The following is a 15,804-nucleotide window of genomic DNA, read 5'->3' as shown; positions in this document are numbered from 1 at the left end:
TCTACGGTCGCGGAATGGGCATCCTCCGCCACCCCGATTTCCGCCGGCTCTGGGCCGCCGACCTGCTCAGTCAGCTCGGGTCCCGCCTGAGCATGGGCGCGATCCCGCTGCTCGCCGTACTCACCCTCGACGCGTCGACGCTCCAGGTGTCGCTGCTCCGGACCTGCGAGACCGCGGCGTGGCTCGTCCTGGGCCTCTTCGCGGGCGCGTGGGCCGACCGGATCCGCTGCCGTCCGGTCCTCGTGTACGCCGACCTGCTCCGGGCGCTGCTCTTCGCGTCGATCCCGATCGCCTGGTGGTTCGACGTACTCACGCTCACGCAGGTGTACGTCGTTCTCGTGCCGGCCGGGATCCTCACGGTCCTGTTCGATGTCGCGCACACGTCGTACCTGCCGAGGCTCCTCGAGCGGGACCGCCTGCTGCCGGGCAACGCGAAACTGGCCGCGAACCACTCGATCGCGGCGGTCATCGGCGCCGGCGCGAGCGGCCTGCTCGTCCAATGGCTCGGCGCTGCGCTGACGATCGGCCTGGATGCGCTGAGCTTCCTGTGGTCAGCGCTCTGGCTACGAAGCATTCGTCTGCCGGAGGCCGCGCCGGTGAAGCCGGAGCGGCCGAACCTGCGCCGCGAGATCGGCGACGGCCTGCGCTACGTGTTCAGGCATCCCCTGCTACGACCGCTGGCGCTCAACACGATGACGACCATGCTCTTCCAGGCAGCCGCCGGCGCGATCATGGTCGTCTACCTGGTCCGCGGCGTTCACCTGCAGCCGGCCACCATCGGCGTACTCAGCATGATCGGCCTGCTCGGCGCGATCCTGGCATCCGCCGTCACCGAGAAGCTCAGCACCCGGTACGGCGATGCGCGCACGCTGCTGCTGTCGTCGACGGGGATCGGCGTCGCGTTCACGGTGCAGGCGCTGACCGCACCGGGCTGGATGGTGAGCTGGTTCGTCGTCGGCACGCTACTGGCCGGCTTCTGCATCATCGTCAGCTACATCCTGCAGGTCAGCACGCAACAGCGCCTGTGCCCGCCGGACCTGCAGGGCCGAGTGAGCGCCACGATGAGCTTCGTCAGCTGGGGAGCCGCTCCCCTCGGCAGCCTCCTGGGCGGCGCGCTGGGCACGGCGTTCGGTCTGCACACCACGCTCTGGATCGCAGGCCTCGGCACCCTCGCCGGCACCGCGATCCTCTACTTCTCCCCGCTCCGCACCCTGCGAACGGTTCCCGGTGAGGTGGTTGCCCCCTGAGCTGGCGGGTTGCCCCCTCAGATTCTCGGTGGGCAACCCACCATCCGAGGGGGCAACCCTCAGTCGGAGGTGATTTGGGCAGTGCCGACCAGGACCTCTACGTCGAGGGCGGCGCGGCCGCGGCCGATTTCTACGTCCTTGGACTGGCCTGAGACGGCGCCGCTCCAGGTGACGCGGCCGAGCTGGGATTCGGTGTGCACGTGTACGTCGGAGCCGCGGCGGAGCGCGACCTGCGCCGTACCGGACTCGACGCGGACACGGGAGCGGCCCTTCGTGATCTGGGCGTCGAGACTGGCCGAGCCGGCCTGGACGAGTACGTCGATCGGACCGTCGACGTCGGTGACCTTCGCCGTACCGGCGGTGACGCGGACCCGGGTCAGGCCGGGCAGCCGCTCGGCGTTCACGCTGCCGCCGGTGACCTCGACCTCGACCTGGAGGTTCGGGTTGACGCGGATCGACAGCTCCTTGGCGAGCCCGTTGACGTGCGCCTTCAGGTCGGTCGGGTTGCGCAGCATGCTGAACCCGTCGATCGAGACGCCCATATCGCCTTCGCTGCTGATCGCGAGAGTGTCGCCGTCGCGCTTGATCACGTGCGGACCGTCGACCGCGACACCGTTCACGGCCGGCTCACCGATCAGCCGCACCCGCCGCCCGATCGCGCGCACGGTCACCCGCTGCACCCCCGACGGAATCGGCACATTGCTGTGCTCCTCCTCGACCAGCTCGGCCTCCTCGTCCACCACACTGTCCTGCACCTTCGCCGGCTCAGCAGTCGGCTCAGCGGCGGTCGGCTCAGCGGTCGGCTCAGCGGTCGAACCGGCGGTCGGCTCGGTGGTCGGGGAGTCGACGGCGTCGGCCCAGACGGTGGTGGACGGGACGTCGTCGCCGGTCGGCCACGGCCACGGGGGCTTGCCTTCGGACGCCTCGTCGGCAACCGGAGCTTCGGACGCCGGCTCGGCAGCCTCGGAGGGGGCGGTCTTGAGGGCGGCGATCAGGATGGTGGCCTCTTCGGTCGAGAGGTGCCCCTTGGCGACTCGGTCCAGGATGTCCTTGACCTTCTCGTCGTAGCTCTGGTTGCTCATGCCACCAGTCCAGCACCCCGCCGGGTCGAAACCAATCGGGGATCGCCCCGAACCCGGCCGCCCCGCACCCTGAACCGCGCGGCCCGGAGCCTGACGAAGCAAGCTTCATTTCGCTCCGTGAACAAAAAACCACGAATTGCTTGTGGTCCGCCCGGCGGATTCAATACATTCATTTCAAGCGACGCTTTGACTGGCCATCGGGCGCCGCGGCCGCACCATTTCAGCGGTCAACGACGACCGTATTCGTCCCACCCTCCCGCAAGGAGAATTCGTCATGCCCAATTTGAGGTCCCGCCTGATCACCCTGCCGCTCGCGAGCCTCGCGCTGGCCGCCGGCGGCGCTGCCCTGACCGCCACCACCGCGTCGGCCCACGAGCACCCGACCCCGGTCGCGAACGTCGGGGACGCCGTCGACTACGCGACCGACCAGGTCCAGCTGCACGTGGACGACGAGGCGCTCGGCCTGTACCCGGCGGTGGAGAATCCGCTCGGCTACACGACCAGCCACGTGGTCCCGGTCGGCGTGAACGTCGTGTCGCTCACGCTCACCGGCCACAAGTCCGTCGACGACGGCACCGGGCACGGGCACGACCACTGACCCATCGGCGGTGGCTCCGGTACGCATGACCGGCGCCACCGCACCGGTATCGCCCGTGGCCGCGGACCCTCCTCCGCGACCACGGGCGATCCACATCCGGGGCCGATTCGTCCTCACACCTCAAAAATAACCCCGAGAGGTTTCGATCGCATTTCCCGGGCCGCCGTAATTGTTACGGCACAATGACCGACCTGCATTAATTCGAACATTCTCCGATATGTCTCCGACAGGAGGATCCGGATGTCTCTGCCCATGACGTCCCGGCTCTTTGCCCGGCGGCGGAACTATCTGCTGCTGCTCGCCGTCATCGCCCTGACCGTCGCACCGGCCGCCCCCGCCACCGCGCACAGCAAGCTCTCCGCCAGTACGCCGGCCAACGGCGCCCGGCTCACGTCCACGCCGTCCGCACTCGCCTTCACGTTCGACCAGACCCTGCAACCGGTTCCGGGCTGGGACGCGGTCCTGGTGACCGGCCCCGACGGGAACCGCCATCCCGCCCGCTCGGTGCGGATCGTGGGCCGCACGCTGCACGCCACCTGCGACCGGCTCGGGACGGCCGGTGTCTACACGATCAGCTACCGGGTGATCTCCGGCGACGGCCACCCGATCGCCGGCCACATCACGATCACCCTCGACCGGCCGGATTCCGGTCCCCGCGCCGCCAGTGCGATGGCGCTGCCGACCGACGGCGTACCGGCGTGGTTGTGGTTCGCCGAGCTCGCGGTGGTCCTGTTCCTGGTGCGCGGGTTCCGGCGCTGGCGCTCCGATCTGGCCGCTCCACCCGAAGCGGCCGTCAGGGACCAGCGATGAATGTCGCCATCCCGTCCGTCAAGGCACGGCGCCCAGTCGTCGTCGGGGCGATCGCCACCCTCAGTACGGCTGCTTTGGCCTGGTCCATCGTCGTCACCCGCCCGGCCGCCGAGCCGGGCCTGACCACGACCAGTCCGGGCATCCTCTACACCACCCCGGTCGCCCGCTTCGTCACCAACGCAACAGCCATCCTCGCTGTCGGCGCCGTACTGCTGCTCCTACTGCTCGGTGCCCAGGGCCGGGAGCGGTACGCCGCGATCGCCGGTCGCGCCCGGATCATCGGCATCGCCTCCGGCACCGCCTGGGTCACGGCGACCACGACGACGTGGTGGCTCCAGGCCGCGGCGATCTCACAGTCCGGCTCGAAGATGCCGTTCGCGGGGATGGCGTCATACGTCGTCGACGTCTCTTCAGGTACCGCGCTCGTGGTGACAGTCGTCGCCGCGGGCGCGTACACACTGGCCGCCGTCCACCGCAGACCGGCGCTCGGCCTCGGTACGGCGCTAGTGGGACTCGTCGCCGTACCGGTCACTGGCCACGCGTCGCAGAGTGAGGCTCCCTGGCTGACCACACCCGCGATCACCGCACACATATGCGCAGTGAGCCTGTGGGTCGGCGGCCTCGCGCTGGTCACAGTGCTGGTCGCCGGCAACCGTTCCGCATTGGCCCTGGTGCTCCCGCGGTTCTCGACCGTTGCGGGCGGAGCGATCGCCACGGTCGGGCTCACCGGCGTACTGCTCGCGGGACCGCGTCTAACAAAGGACCTGACCCCGCACCTGTCCGTACTACTTCACGCACTCCTCGAGACCCCTGCAGGCTGGCTGGTGCTCGGCAAGCTCGCGGCCCTGATGCTCTTGGCCGCGACCGGCGGAGCGATCCGCCAGATCCTCCTGCCAGCCGTACGCCGTGAGGAGACGTCCGCTCTCGCCACGCTGGCGACTGTCGAACTCACGGTGATGGCTGTGGCCATCGCACTCGCCACAGTGCTGGCCAGACCGCTGTGAACACAGCAGTGCGGGCCCGGGAGAGTAGTCCTGGACCCGCACTGTGTTCTCTCTATAACCGCACAGCCTGGGAGGGCTGGTTGTTGTCAGGCGGCCGGCGTCATCTCCTCCGCCTTGAGCTCGTCCTGTACGGCGGCCAACTCGGCAGCCTCTGCTTCTTCGGCGGCCCGGCGGGCCCGGAGGCCGTACAGACCGGTCAGTGCGATGACCAGGCCGAGGGCCGCGATCCCCGTCACGACACCGAGCCCCGACTTGTACGCCGACAGGACCCCGGCCGGGGCGGTGACGCCGGCGGTCTGGCCGCTGATCACCGCGGTCACGATCGCGAGAACCACCGCGCCGCCGACCTGGTTGGAGGTGTTGAACAGCCCGGAGGCCAGTCCCTGCTCGTGGTCCGGGACCCCGGACACGGCCTGGATGTTCAGCGACGGGAACCCGATCGCGAACCCGAGACCGAGCAGCATGATGGTCGGGAACACGGTCGAGAAGTACGCCGACTCCGGGCCGATCCGCAACGAGAGCGCGTACCCGGCGACGAACAGCGCCATCGCGACGATGATCATCTTCTCGGTACCCACCCGGTCGACGATCTTGCCGACGTTCGGGGACAGCGTGGCGACCAGCAGTCCGGCCGGGAGGAACCCGAGCGCGGTCTCGAACGACGACCAGCCCAGCAGGTTCTGCAGGTACAGGGTGCCGATCAGCTGGAAGGCGACGTACGAACCGAAGACGGTCAGGATGGCCAGGTTCGCCCGCCGCAGCGAGGCGTTGCGCAGGATGCCGAGCCGGACCAGCGGGTGCTTGGTGCGCAGCTCGATCGCGACGAAGCCGGCCAGCAGGACGACGGCGAGCGCGAACAGGCCGATGGTCTGCAGCGAGACCCAGCCGGCGTGCTCGGCGCCGACGACCGCGTAGACGAGGGACAGCATTCCGGCGGTGACGGTGATCGCCCCCGGTACGTCGTACCCGCCGGCGGCGTCGTCCCGCGGGCTGTTCGGGATCAGCTTGATCGCGAACAGCAGCACGATCAGGGCGACCGGGCCGGGGGCCAGGAACGTCCAGCGCCAGCCGACCTCGGTCAGCGCGCCGCCGAGGATCAGGCCCATCGAGAAGCCGCTGGCGGCGCAGGTGGTGAAGATGCTGAGGGCGCGGTTGCGATCCGGGCCCTCGTGGAAGGTGGTGGTGATGATCGAGAGCGCGGCCGGGGCGGTGAACGCCGCGGCGACGCCCTTCACGAACCGCGCGGCGATGAGCAGTTCGGGGTTGGTCGCCAGTGAGCTCAGCATCGAGACCACGGCGAAGACGGCGAGGGCGATCAGGAACACCCGGCGCCGGCCGAGCAGGTCGGCGGTACGGCCGCCGAGGAGCAGCAGGCCGCCGTACCCGAGCACGTAGCCGGTCACGACCCACTGGAGAGAGGCAAGGGAGACGCCCAGGTCGGCGCCGATGGACGGCAGGGACATGCCGACCATGGACACGTCCAGGCCGTCGAGGAAGATCACGCCGCAGACCACCAGGAGCGCTCCCCAGAGGCGCGCGTCCCAAGTCATGCGAGCTGGCGATGTGGTTTGCGTAGTCACGAGGAGAGACTATTGCATGCGTGTGCATCTAATGTCTAGGCATTAAATGCCTTTGCATTGAATGCGCATGCATGCTATGGTCACCGACATGACCGTTACGAAGGTCAGCGCTGGACCTGGTGAGACCAGCGCCGATGCCGGTGCCGACGTCAGTGCCGACGTGAGGGAATGGCGCGAGCTGCTGGCCCGTCACGCGGACCTGACCTGCGCCCTCGACCGGGCGCTGCAGGCCGGTCACGCCCTCGGGATGAGTGAGTACGAGGTGCTCGAGCGGCTCGCGGAGCTGCCGGAGCACTCTGCGAAGGTGGCGACGATCGCCAAGTCCGTGCATCTGAGCCAGAGCGCGCTGTCGCGCGTGATCGGCCGCCTGGAGGTCGCCGGCCTGGTCGAGCGGCACATGTGCCCGGAGGACCGTCGCGCCGTGAACGTCCGGCTGACCGACGAGGGTCTGCGGCGCCAGACCGAGGCCCAGCCGACCCAGCGCAAGGTGCTGGCGCAGCGACTCCACGCACCCCTGGTGAAGACCTGCGAACCCGTATCCTCTGTGGATGCCTGAGGCGTACGACGCAGCACGCGAGGTCATCGCAGACCTGCACCGGGTCGTGACGCCCAACGGCGTCCAGGAGAACTTCCAGCTGTCCGCCGGCGGTGTCGACCATTGGGTCTACGCCCGCGGGCAGGACCGCGCCAACCCTGTGATCCTGTTCGTGCACGGCGGCCCCGCCTCGCCGCTCGCGCCGACCTCGTGGCAGTTCCAGCGGCCGATCGAGGAGTACTTCACGGTCGTCACCTACGACCAGCGCGGCGCCGGGCGCACCCTGCGCACGATCGACCCCGAAGCCATCGCGGACACCCTCACCATCGCGCAGTACGTCGCCGACGCGATCGAACTCGCCGAGCAGATCCGGGAGCGGTACGGCGTCCCGAAGCTGATCCTGATCGGCCACAGCTGGGGCACCATCATCGCCACCCAGGCCGCGCTCGACCGGCCCGACCTCTTCCACGCGTACGTCGGGGTCGGGCAGGTCATCGATGCCCGGGCCAACGAGCGGCTGTGCTTCGAGTACGCGCTCGACCAGGCGCGCGAGCACAACCACACCGAAGCACTGGAGCAGCTCGCGTCGATCGCGCCGTACCCAGGTGACGAGCCGGTGACCCGCGAGCGGATCATCGTCGCCCGTCAGTGGGCGCAGTACCGCGGCGGACTGTCGGCGTACCGCGACGATTCCAAGTACTTCTTCGGGGCGCCCGAGCTGTCGCCGGAGTACACGGTCGAGGAGACCGAGACCATTGGCGAGGGCAACGAGTTCACGCTGGGCCGGGTGCTCGACGAGATGCTCGCCGTCGACTACACAGGCGTGACGGAGTTCCCGATCCCGGTGCTGATGTTCCTTGGGCGGCACGACTACACCACGCCGGCACAGCCGCCCGCGGAGTGGATCGCGGCGGTCGAGGCGCCGTACAAGCAGGCGGTCTGGTTCGAGCACTCGGCGCATCTGGCGCCTTGGGAGGAACCGGGGAGGTTTCTGGTCAGTCTGCTGACCTATGTACGTCCGCTCGCTGACTAAAACAGGTTGCATCGGATACGTACGCTGCTGCAGGTGAAGGTAACGGCTGTTGTAGTGCGTCCGTCCGACCGCGCGGTCTTGATGCTGCCGGCGGGGCTGCCGCAGGTCGAGCAGGCGGATGGCTTCTGGTTCCCGGATGTCGAGTCTGTGCTGCGGGCGCTGCGGGACGAGCACGGCATCGAGGCCGTCGTACTCACGTGTTTGTCCGAGGACCCGCTCACCTACCTGATGCTCCCGAGCGGCGAGGCGCCGGCCGGGGCTCGGTGGGTCGACGACCATCCCGTTAGCTCGTCCGATCTGCCGAGCTGGGCGCGGCCGGAGTGGTACGGCGAGGCGCCGCAGTGGATCGCTGAGCGTCTGAAGGCGACCGGACCGTGGGTGCAGGTGAAGTCGTGGGGGCTGTCGAACGTGTTGCGGATCCCGACCGCCGACGGTGACGTGTACTTCAAGGCGCTCTCGCAGGCGTCGACCGAGCCGGACGCGTTGCCGTTCCTGTTCGCGAACGAACCGCTGTTCCTGCAGCGAGCCTCCACCGATCGTCCCGGTGCGGTGCCCGCTCCGCTGGCGATCGACGCCGAGCGCGCGTGGATGCTGCTGCCGGACCTCGGTACGCCGTTGCAGGACGAGAGCGACGTCGCGGTCTGGATCGATGCCGTGCGCAACCATGCCCGGCTGCAGCGCAGCTACGTCACGGAACCCGAACGCTTGCTGGAGTACAGCTGCGCCGACCGGCGGCTCGCTGTCCTCGACGCCGAGCTGGATCGGTTGCTCGAGCCCAACTCGCTGACCGGCCAGCTCGACCTGGAGCAGCAGGGCCGGTTGCCGGAACGCGCGAAACAGTTGCGCGAGGCAATCACCGAGCTGGCGGAGATCGGCGTACCCGAGACCCTGCTGCACGGCGACCTGCACCCACGGAACCTGGCCGTCCGGAACGGCCAGGTACTCGCCTTCGACTGGACCGATGCGGCACTGGCACATCCGTTCCTGGACCTGGTGACGTTGATGGAAGAACGCTCACCCCTGTCGAGCGACCCCCGCGTGTTGGACGCGTACCTGGGCGAGTGGGAAGAGTACGCCGCGCCCTCCGACCTACGCCGTGCACTAACCCTCGCGGAAGAACTCGGCTCCCTGCACCAGACCATCACCTACCTACATCTGCTGGACCACCTCACCGGGCCCAGCAAGAACTCGATGTCCCGAGGCGGATCGTTCTGGCTGAAGAAACTCCTCACACCTTAAGTGCTCGGCACCGCACAGGATCATCCTTGGGCACCCACCAACCATCTCGGCGGCTCGAAAATGGTTGGTGGGGGCACAAAGATGCCCAGAGCTGGTTAGCGGTGGAGGATCGATAGTTGGTTGTTCAGGCCTCGGCGGACGGGTGGGTCGAGGTGGCGGGACCATTCTGGGTGGCGTTCGCCGCGGAGTTTTGCGTAGTGGGCGAGTGCTTCGGCTAGGGCGGTTTCGCGGAGGTAGCCGCGGGCGAGGGGTTGTTTGCCGCGGCCGTTCGGGCGGGGGCGGCGTTCGTACGCCGCGTTCGCGGTGAAGATGCCGAGTCCGTAGAAGACCGTGATCAGGTCGGTGAGCGGTTCGTGGTCGGGTCGGCGGGCGAGCGTGATCCGGCCGCTGCCGAGGAGCAGTTCGTGGCCGACCTCGTGGGCGTAGATCGCGATCAGCGCGACCGGGTCGGCCATCAGCGCCGGTGCGAGCTGGATCTGGTTGCTGCCGTTTCCGCGGATCCAGCGCCCGGACTGTTCCTTCACCACGAGACCGCCCACCGGGCGCCCTCCACCGTGCAGACCACCGACGGGACGTCGTACGCCGTTCAGTTCGAAGCTCAGCGCGCACTGCCCCGGCCGGAGATCCATGCGGTTGTCGACGCGGCCACACAGCTCGGTCGCGGCGGCGAGGCTTCCGTCGTACCCGTGCGGGATCAGGTCGACCGGCAGCGCAATCGGACGCAGCAGCACGTCTCGCCCGAACTCGCTGATGAACCAATCCATCGACGTACGGATCCAGCGCCGGCTCCCGCCCGGCAACCGTTCGCGGGGCGACTTGAGCTGGGACCGCAACTGCTGGCTGCGGCGGATCATTCCGATCGGATTCCTCACCCGCCGGATCATGCCTGTCCGACGCCGCGGCAAACCTCACGGTTCCGCAGCGTCACCGGATGTTGACATCAGGTCAGCGGTGCGCCTTCCTGGATCGAGTCGATCTCGGCGTCCTTCACCAGCGACGCGAGCCGGGCGAAGGTCCGGATCCGGACCGCCCGGTCGACCTCGGTCGGCATCGCCGGAAAAAGCGATTCCGGAAACAGCAGATGCCGGCGGAAACAGTACGCCGCCAGCGCGTCGGAGGCACCGCGCTCCCCCAGGTACCCGAGCGTCTGCAGCGCCGAACGCCGGCCGGGAACACGCTCGACCGCCTGGTTGGCGAGGAAGATCCCGAACCCGTGGAACACCGCGAACAGATCGGTCAGCGCCTCGGCGTCCGGGCGGCTCCGGTCGATCAGGTGATACCCCCAGAGCACCTCGTGCCCGAGTTCATGGGCGGTGGCAGCGACGACCGCGGCCGGATCGGCCAGGGTGGTTGCCGACAGCATCACCGCCGTTCCCTCGATGCCGCCTGCCCGCAGGTCGAGCCAGGCCGCGCGTGATCCGCTGCCGGCCGGAGTCGACCAGATCGCCTCGGCGCGTCGGCAGAGCTCGGCCCGGCGATCCAGGTCGGTCTCCTGGAGGATCGCCGTACTGCGTTTCACCTCGGCCTGCAGTTCACGCTCGGCGAGTACGCCGATCTCGGCCGCGAACCCGGAAGCGGCCAGCGCGTCCACCTCGGCCGACGTCATCGTTGCCCGCAGCCCCGAGATCGCGATCAGGTCGCCGCTCAGCTCGGCGTTCAGCCGGTGCACGGCCGCGCTGCGGGCGGCGGCGCGGACCTCCTCCATCCGGAAGCTGAACCGGATCCGGTCGTCGGGTACCTCCATCCACGCGCACACCCGCAGACAGAGTTCGCGCGCCGCGCGCTCGGAGCCGTCGTACCAGGCGGGTACGAATTCACTGGGCAACACCGGCGACCGACGCAGCGGCTCGACCCCGAACCGGCCGATCAGCCAGTCCAGCGAGTCCTCGATCCACTGCTCCGGCCCACCGGGCAGCAGGACCTTCGGGCCGTACAGCTGCTCTCGATGTCGTTGCCGGCGGCGCCAAGCACCGATCAGATTCATACCCGAACTGACGCGGTCGCCCGAACGCCCGTTCCATCAGCAATGTTGCAGCTGGATCACCAAGCTGTATTTGATTGCCGCGACTCCGTCGCGGCGGGTCACGGGGCTCGAGCTCCCGGTCTTCCCTCGTCGCTCCGGTCGCTACGCTCCCTCCGCTCCTCAGTCCAGACCGGGAGGCCCCGTGACCGGCACGGTCGGCGGGCCGCCGGTCAGGTCGTCGAGGCGGGCCACGAAACGGGCCCGCGGCTCCGGGTCGAGAGCCTGATGCCACTCCGGCAGCAGCGGCCCGTCGCGAACCAGTCGATGCTGCCGGAACCGGTACAGCGCGAGCGCCTCGGCGAGAGCGTGCTCGCCGAGGTAGCCGGAGGTGTGGACCCATTCCTCGTCGAGTGTCGTCTCGTCGACAGCAGCGTTGACGAGGGCGATTCCGAATCCGTGGAACAGCGCGCAGAGATCGGTGAGCGGCTCCTCGAGCGGACCCGTCGCCCAGGGCAGCTCCGCGCGGGACAGCAGCTCGTGACTCAACTCGTGTGACGTTGCCGCCAGCAACTTCAACGGATCGGCGAGTACGTCGGACCGGAGCAGGACCGCGGACTGACCTGGGATCCGTGCGACACCCGGGCAGTCCGCTGCGAGGTCGAGCCAGCGGCCGACGGCCGGTCTCCGGCGTACGTCGGACTCGTACGCCGCCCGCACCCGTTCGGCCCGCTGCTCCGGATCGGATCCGGACGCGATCAGCAGGCACCGCACGACCTCAGCGCCGAACGCGCCCGTCCCCAGCCGCTGGACGATCGGCGTCATGTCCACGCCTAGGTCGGTCAGACCGGACTCGATGATCCGATCGACCTGCTCGAACGACGCCGTACCGAGCCGGTCCGAGTGGGCGCGCACGGCCGCGAGATCACCGGGTGACGCACCTCGCGAGAACGGGTGGTTCGGATCGACGTATTGATCGAGCATCGCCGCTCCGAGCAGCTCGGCGGCCTCGCTCACCGTCTCCAGCCGGAAGCTGAAATGGACCCGCTCGAACGGGACGCCCATCCGCTCGCACATCGTCGCGCAGAGCTCACGGGCGGCGGCTTCCGATCCGTCGTACCCGGCCGGCACGAACTTCCCCGGCAGGACGGGCGGCCGTCGCAGCGGTTCGACACCGAAGTGCTCGGTCAGCAACTGGAACGAGTCCTCGATCCACCGCCGCGGGCCACCGGGCAGCGCGAGCTTCGGCGCCCGCATTCCCTCCAGGAACGCGTGCTCGTCCATGTCCGCCATGCCAACTCCGACGCCGCCGCGGTGGCCTGCGTTCCGGCCGGTTCGGTGGCGTTCCAGTCACTTCAGGAGGAGCTTGCCGAGGCGGCGGGAGGCGACGTACATGCCGAGGGTGCCCATGGCGGCCAGGTAGAGGGCGTGGATCACGAGGAACCAGCCGACGTTGCCGGTGCTGAAGGCACGTTCGAGGACGACGCCTTGGTAGAGCGGGGTGATCTCGACCAGCCAGCGGATCGCGCCGGGGTACGTCTCGACCGGGTAGAACGTGGCCGAGAACAGGAACATCGGCATGATCGCCAGCTGCACGAACTCGAAGTCCTGCCAGCTGCGCATGAACGTGGTGAGCGCCATCCCGGCGCCCGCGAACGCGAACCCGATCAGCACCGAGGCGGGCAGCGCGAGCAGCGCCCACCAGGACGAGATCAGCCCCATGATCAGCATCACCACGATGAACATCGCCGAATAGATCGCCCCGCGCAGCAGCGCCCAGGTGACCTCGCCGGTCGCGACGTCCCACGGCCGCAGCGGCGTCGCGAGCATCGAGTCGTAGAGCTTGGCGTACTTCATCCGGAAGAAGATGTTGTACGTCGAGTCGAAGATCGCGCCGTTCATCGCGGAGCTGGCGAGCATCGCCGGCGCGACGAACGCGGCGTACGCGATCTTGGTGCCGTCGGACAGGGTGAAGTCACCGACCAGGTGGGCGACGCCGATGCCGATCGACAGCAGGTAGAACACCGGCTCGAAGAAGCCGGAGAGGAACACCACCCACGACCGCCGGTAGAGCAGGAAGTTCCGCTCGACGATGTGCCGTCCACCGCCGAGCCGCACCGGAACCGGGACCACCCGGGCTGCGATCGTCGCCATCAGCCGATGAGCTTTCTCGTGAAGCCGCGGACGGCCAGCCAGGTGCCGACCAGGAACCAGGTCAGCAGGTAGAGGAGGTTGCCGAGGGCCAGCAACGGGTTCACCGTGCCGAGGCTGAGGTTGCGGGACAGGTCGACCGCGTGCCACAGCGGACTGACATAGGCGAGCCACTCGATCCAGTCCGGCAGCTGCGAGACCGGGAAGAACGCTCCCGAGAACAGGAACGCAGGCACCACTCCGAACCGGAACACCATGGCGAATCCGGAGTCGTTGTCCAGGATCGTCGCGTACGCCGCGATCGGGCCGGCGACCGCCATTCCGACGAGCAGCGCGACCGGCAGCCCGAGTACACCGAGCGGTGACTTGAGCCCGCCGAACAGCGTGATGATCACGAGGAACACCGCGCACGACGTGAACACCCGGAACGCGATGAACGCGAGCTGCCCGTAGACCACGTCCGCCGGCCGCAGTGGCGTCGCGATCATCGAGTGGTAGAACTTCTGCCACTTCAGCCCACTCATCACCGGGTACGTCGCCTCGCCGACCGCGATCTGCAGCGCGGTGGACGCCAGCAGCCCCGGCGCGATGAACTGCAGATAGCTGACCCCGCCGAGCGCGCCGGTCCCGTTGCTGTCCACGAACGAGCCGAGCCCGATCCCCATCGCGGCCAGGTAGAGCATCGGCAGCAGGAAGCTGCTGATCATCGTGCCCTTCCAGGTCCGCTTGTAGACGGTCAGCCAGTAGTCGAACATCCTGCGACCGTTCTCCACCGCAAGCGCCATGTCAGTCCACCAACGTCCGGCCGGTCAGCCTCAGGAACACGTCCTCGAGGGTGGAGCGGCGTACCAGGACGGCAGCAGGTTGCAGCCCGCGCTCGTGGACCTGTGCGACCGCGTGCTCGCCGTCGTCGGTGTAGAGCAGCAGGCGGTCCGGCAGCACCTCGATGCGCTGGGCGAGGTCCTCGACCTTGCCGGCCAGGGCGTCGTGGTCGGCGAGCATCACGTCCGGCCCGAACCGCAGCTCGGTCACCTCACGGGTCGAGTAGTCGCGGATCAGGTCGGCCGGGGATCCCTCGGCCGCGATGAGGCCGCCGTCCATCACCACGAGCCGGTCGCACAACTGCTCGGCCTCGTCCATGTAGTGCGTGGTGATGATCAGAGTGACGCCGGCCTGTTTGAGCCGGAACAGCTTGTCCCACAACAGGTGCCGGGCCTGCGGGTCCAGGCCGGTGGTGGGCTCGTCGAGCAGCAACAGGTCGGGCTTGCTGACCAGTGAACGCGCGATCGTCAGCCGGCGCTTCATCCCGCCGGACAGCTCGTCGACCTTGACCTTCGCCTTCTCGGTCAGCGCGACGAACTCGAGCAGCTCGTCCGCGCGCTCGCGGCACTCCGCCCGGCTGAGACCGAAGTATCGCCCGTAGATCGTCAGGTTCTCCCGGACGGTGAGCTCGGTGTCGAGGGTGTCGTCCTGCGGGCAGACGCCGAGCCGCGCGCGGATCGCCGGTCCGTCGGCGGCCGGGTCCAGGCCGAGGATCTTCAGCGTGCCGCCGCTGACCGGCGAGACCGCACCGATCATCCGCATCGTCGACGACTTGCCCGCCCCGTTCGGCCCGAGGAACCCGAACGCCTCACCCCGCCACACGTCCAGGTCGATGCCACGCACCGCCTCGAAGTCGCCGTACGACTTCCGCAGCCCACGAACGTGAACCAAAGACTCCCGTTGGTCACTCACCCGACTGACACTAGACGGACCGTCGGACAGTTTGCTCGTCGTTTTGCTGATAGCCGAGCCGCTGCACGGCGTACGCCCGGACGCCTGCGGCCAGCCACTCGGGCAGGTCTCGGTCGACCATCTCGACGATGGCGCGCTGGTCCGCGTTCTCGACGAGGAGGTCGCCGAGTGCGTAGTAGGAGGTCGGGGTCGCTGGCCAGAGTTCCAGGACGCCTTGGTGATGCTGCTCGATCAACTCGAACGCCTCCGGGGAGTCCGGCTGTACGCCGCGGTCTCGCGCGGCGGCCATCCGCAACAGCAACCGGCGGCCCTCGTCGCCCATGCGCTCGTAGTCCTCGCGGGTCCAGCCGTCGGTCTCCCGCACAGCCTTCTCGAACCCTTCCGCGACGGTCTCACCGAACCGGTCGGCCAGGTCCTCCCGCAACCGTGTCCGCGCCTCCGACAGCCCGCTGAAGAACTCGTCGTCGGTCACCGTGTCGTCGCCGGACAACCCGGCGATGGTCCGCTCGATCGAACCGAGCATCACATCGAGCCGCTTCCGCTCCTGCAGCAACTGCTCCCGATGGCCGTGCAGCGCGCTCACCTCGTCGTCCTGCTCGTCCAGGATTCGCGCGATCGACGGCAGCGGTACGTCGAGCTCTCGGAGCAGCAGGATCCGTTGCAGGCGGAGCAGTTCGGGCCGGCCGTAGTACCGGTAGCCGTTGGTGGCGACGCGGCCGGGCGGGAGCAGACCGATGGCGTCGTAGTGCCGCAGCGTCCGCACCGAGACACCGGCGAGCCGGGCGACCTCGCTGACCGTGCGTTCCACAACGCCTCCTGCATAAAGAACTG

General features: G+C 68.6%; 16 protein-coding genes. 7 read left to right on the top strand and 9 right to left on the bottom strand.

Going from position 1 to position 15,804, the window contains the following annotated elements:
- The first annotated feature begins 14 nt into the window (after nt 1-14).
- Nucleotides 15-1,247: an MFS transporter gene (locus E0H92_RS10520; protein WP_131496091.1), complete on the top strand. Its 1,233-nt coding sequence runs from the start codon at nt 15-17 to the stop codon at nt 1,245-1,247.
- Nucleotides 1,248-1,306: 59 nt separating this feature from the next.
- On the opposite strand, the gene E0H92_RS10515 is transcribed toward E0H92_RS10520, so the two are convergent.
- Nucleotides 1,307-2,329, bottom strand: a complete 1,023-nt coding sequence (locus tag E0H92_RS10515) for a hypothetical protein (RefSeq protein ID WP_131496090.1) — start codon at nt 2,327-2,329, stop codon at nt 1,307-1,309.
- Nucleotides 2,330-2,603: 274 nt separating this feature from the next.
- Between E0H92_RS10515 and E0H92_RS10510 the strand changes: the two genes are divergently transcribed.
- The 3 genes from E0H92_RS10510 (at nt 2,604) to E0H92_RS10500 (ending at nt 4,741) form a co-directional block, all read left to right on the top strand.
- The gene (locus tag E0H92_RS10510) at nt 2,604-2,927 is read left to right on the top strand and encodes a hypothetical protein (RefSeq protein WP_131467179.1); all 324 of its coding nucleotides are present in this window, start codon (nt 2,604-2,606) and stop codon (nt 2,925-2,927) included.
- A 240-nt stretch (nt 2,928-3,167) separates the two neighbouring features.
- On the top strand, nt 3,168-3,737 hold the full coding sequence (locus tag E0H92_RS10505) for a copper resistance CopC family protein (RefSeq protein ID WP_131496089.1): 570 nt from the start codon (nt 3,168-3,170) through the stop codon (nt 3,735-3,737).
- On the top strand, nt 3,734-4,741 hold the full coding sequence (locus tag E0H92_RS10500) for a CopD family protein (RefSeq protein WP_131467177.1): 1,008 nt from the start codon (nt 3,734-3,736) through the stop codon (nt 4,739-4,741). Before E0H92_RS10505 ends, E0H92_RS10500 begins: the two co-directional genes overlap by 4 nt.
- An 86-nt stretch (nt 4,742-4,827) precedes the next feature.
- Here the strand turns inward: E0H92_RS10500 and E0H92_RS10495 are convergent, their stop codons facing one another.
- On the bottom strand, nt 4,828-6,291 hold the full coding sequence (locus E0H92_RS10495; RefSeq protein ID WP_131467176.1) for an MFS transporter: 1,464 nt from the start codon (nt 6,289-6,291) through the stop codon (nt 4,828-4,830).
- A 118-nt stretch (nt 6,292-6,409) separates the two neighbouring features.
- On the opposite strand from E0H92_RS10495, the gene E0H92_RS10490 reads away from it, so the two are divergent.
- Genes E0H92_RS10490 through E0H92_RS10480 form a run of 3 tightly spaced genes read left to right on the top strand, consistent with a single transcriptional unit; the run spans nt 6,410 to nt 9,128 of the window.
- Nucleotides 6,410-6,877 (top strand): MarR family winged helix-turn-helix transcriptional regulator, encoded by a 468-nt coding sequence (locus tag E0H92_RS10490; protein ID WP_131467175.1) that lies wholly within the window; start codon nt 6,410-6,412, stop codon nt 6,875-6,877.
- Nucleotides 6,870-7,889 (top strand): alpha/beta fold hydrolase, encoded by a 1,020-nt coding sequence (locus tag E0H92_RS10485; RefSeq protein ID WP_131467174.1) that lies wholly within the window; start codon nt 6,870-6,872, stop codon nt 7,887-7,889. Before E0H92_RS10490 ends, E0H92_RS10485 begins: the two co-directional genes overlap by 8 nt.
- Before the next feature lie 33 nt (nt 7,890-7,922).
- A complete protein-coding gene (locus tag E0H92_RS10480) occupies nt 7,923-9,128 on the top strand; it encodes an aminoglycoside phosphotransferase family protein (RefSeq protein WP_131467173.1) in 1,206 nt (401 codons plus the stop codon).
- Nucleotides 9,129-9,223: 95 nt separating this feature from the next.
- Here E0H92_RS10480 and E0H92_RS10475 read toward each other — a convergent pair whose 3' ends face one another.
- The 7 genes from E0H92_RS10475 to E0H92_RS10445 all read right to left on the bottom strand — a co-directional run bounded on the left by E0H92_RS10475 (nt 9,224) and on the right by E0H92_RS10445 (nt 15,781).
- Nucleotides 9,224-10,000 carry a hypothetical protein gene (locus E0H92_RS10475; RefSeq protein WP_131496088.1) on the bottom strand — a complete coding sequence of 259 codons (777 nt, stop codon included), beginning with the start codon at nt 9,998-10,000 and terminating at the stop codon, nt 9,224-9,226.
- 68 nt (nt 10,001-10,068) lie between these two features.
- Nucleotides 10,069-11,112 carry a hypothetical protein gene (locus tag E0H92_RS10470; RefSeq protein WP_131467171.1) on the bottom strand — a complete coding sequence of 348 codons (1,044 nt, stop codon included), beginning with the start codon at nt 11,110-11,112 and terminating at the stop codon, nt 10,069-10,071.
- A gap of 159 nt (nt 11,113-11,271) precedes the next feature.
- A complete protein-coding gene (locus tag E0H92_RS10465; RefSeq protein ID WP_131467170.1) occupies nt 11,272-12,381 on the bottom strand; it encodes a hypothetical protein in 1,110 nt (369 codons plus the stop codon).
- A gap of 57 nt (nt 12,382-12,438) precedes the next feature.
- On the bottom strand, nt 12,439-13,242 hold the full coding sequence (locus tag E0H92_RS10460; RefSeq protein ID WP_131467169.1) for an ABC transporter permease: 804 nt from the start codon (nt 13,240-13,242) through the stop codon (nt 12,439-12,441).
- The gene (locus E0H92_RS10455; RefSeq protein WP_131467168.1) at nt 13,242-14,024 is read right to left on the bottom strand and encodes an ABC transporter permease; all 783 of its coding nucleotides are present in this window, start codon (nt 14,022-14,024) and stop codon (nt 13,242-13,244) included. The genes E0H92_RS10460 and E0H92_RS10455 overlap by 1 nt, the downstream gene beginning before the upstream one ends.
- A gap of 1 nt (nt 14,025) precedes the next feature.
- The gene (locus tag E0H92_RS10450; RefSeq protein WP_131285750.1) at nt 14,026-14,973 is read right to left on the bottom strand and encodes an ABC transporter ATP-binding protein; all 948 of its coding nucleotides are present in this window, start codon (nt 14,971-14,973) and stop codon (nt 14,026-14,028) included.
- Between the two features lie 10 nt (nt 14,974-14,983).
- The gene (locus tag E0H92_RS10445) at nt 14,984-15,781 is read right to left on the bottom strand and encodes a MerR family transcriptional regulator (RefSeq protein ID WP_131496087.1); all 798 of its coding nucleotides are present in this window, start codon (nt 15,779-15,781) and stop codon (nt 14,984-14,986) included.
- Nucleotides 15,782-15,804: the final 23 nt, after the last annotated feature.

The sequence above is a fragment of the Kribbella speibonae genome, assembly GCF_004331375.1.
Taxonomy (GTDB): domain Bacteria; phylum Actinomycetota; class Actinomycetes; order Propionibacteriales; family Kribbellaceae; genus Kribbella; species Kribbella sindirgiensis.
Note: the sequence above shows the minus strand (reverse complement) of the source record. Positions and strands in the feature narration are given on the sequence as shown.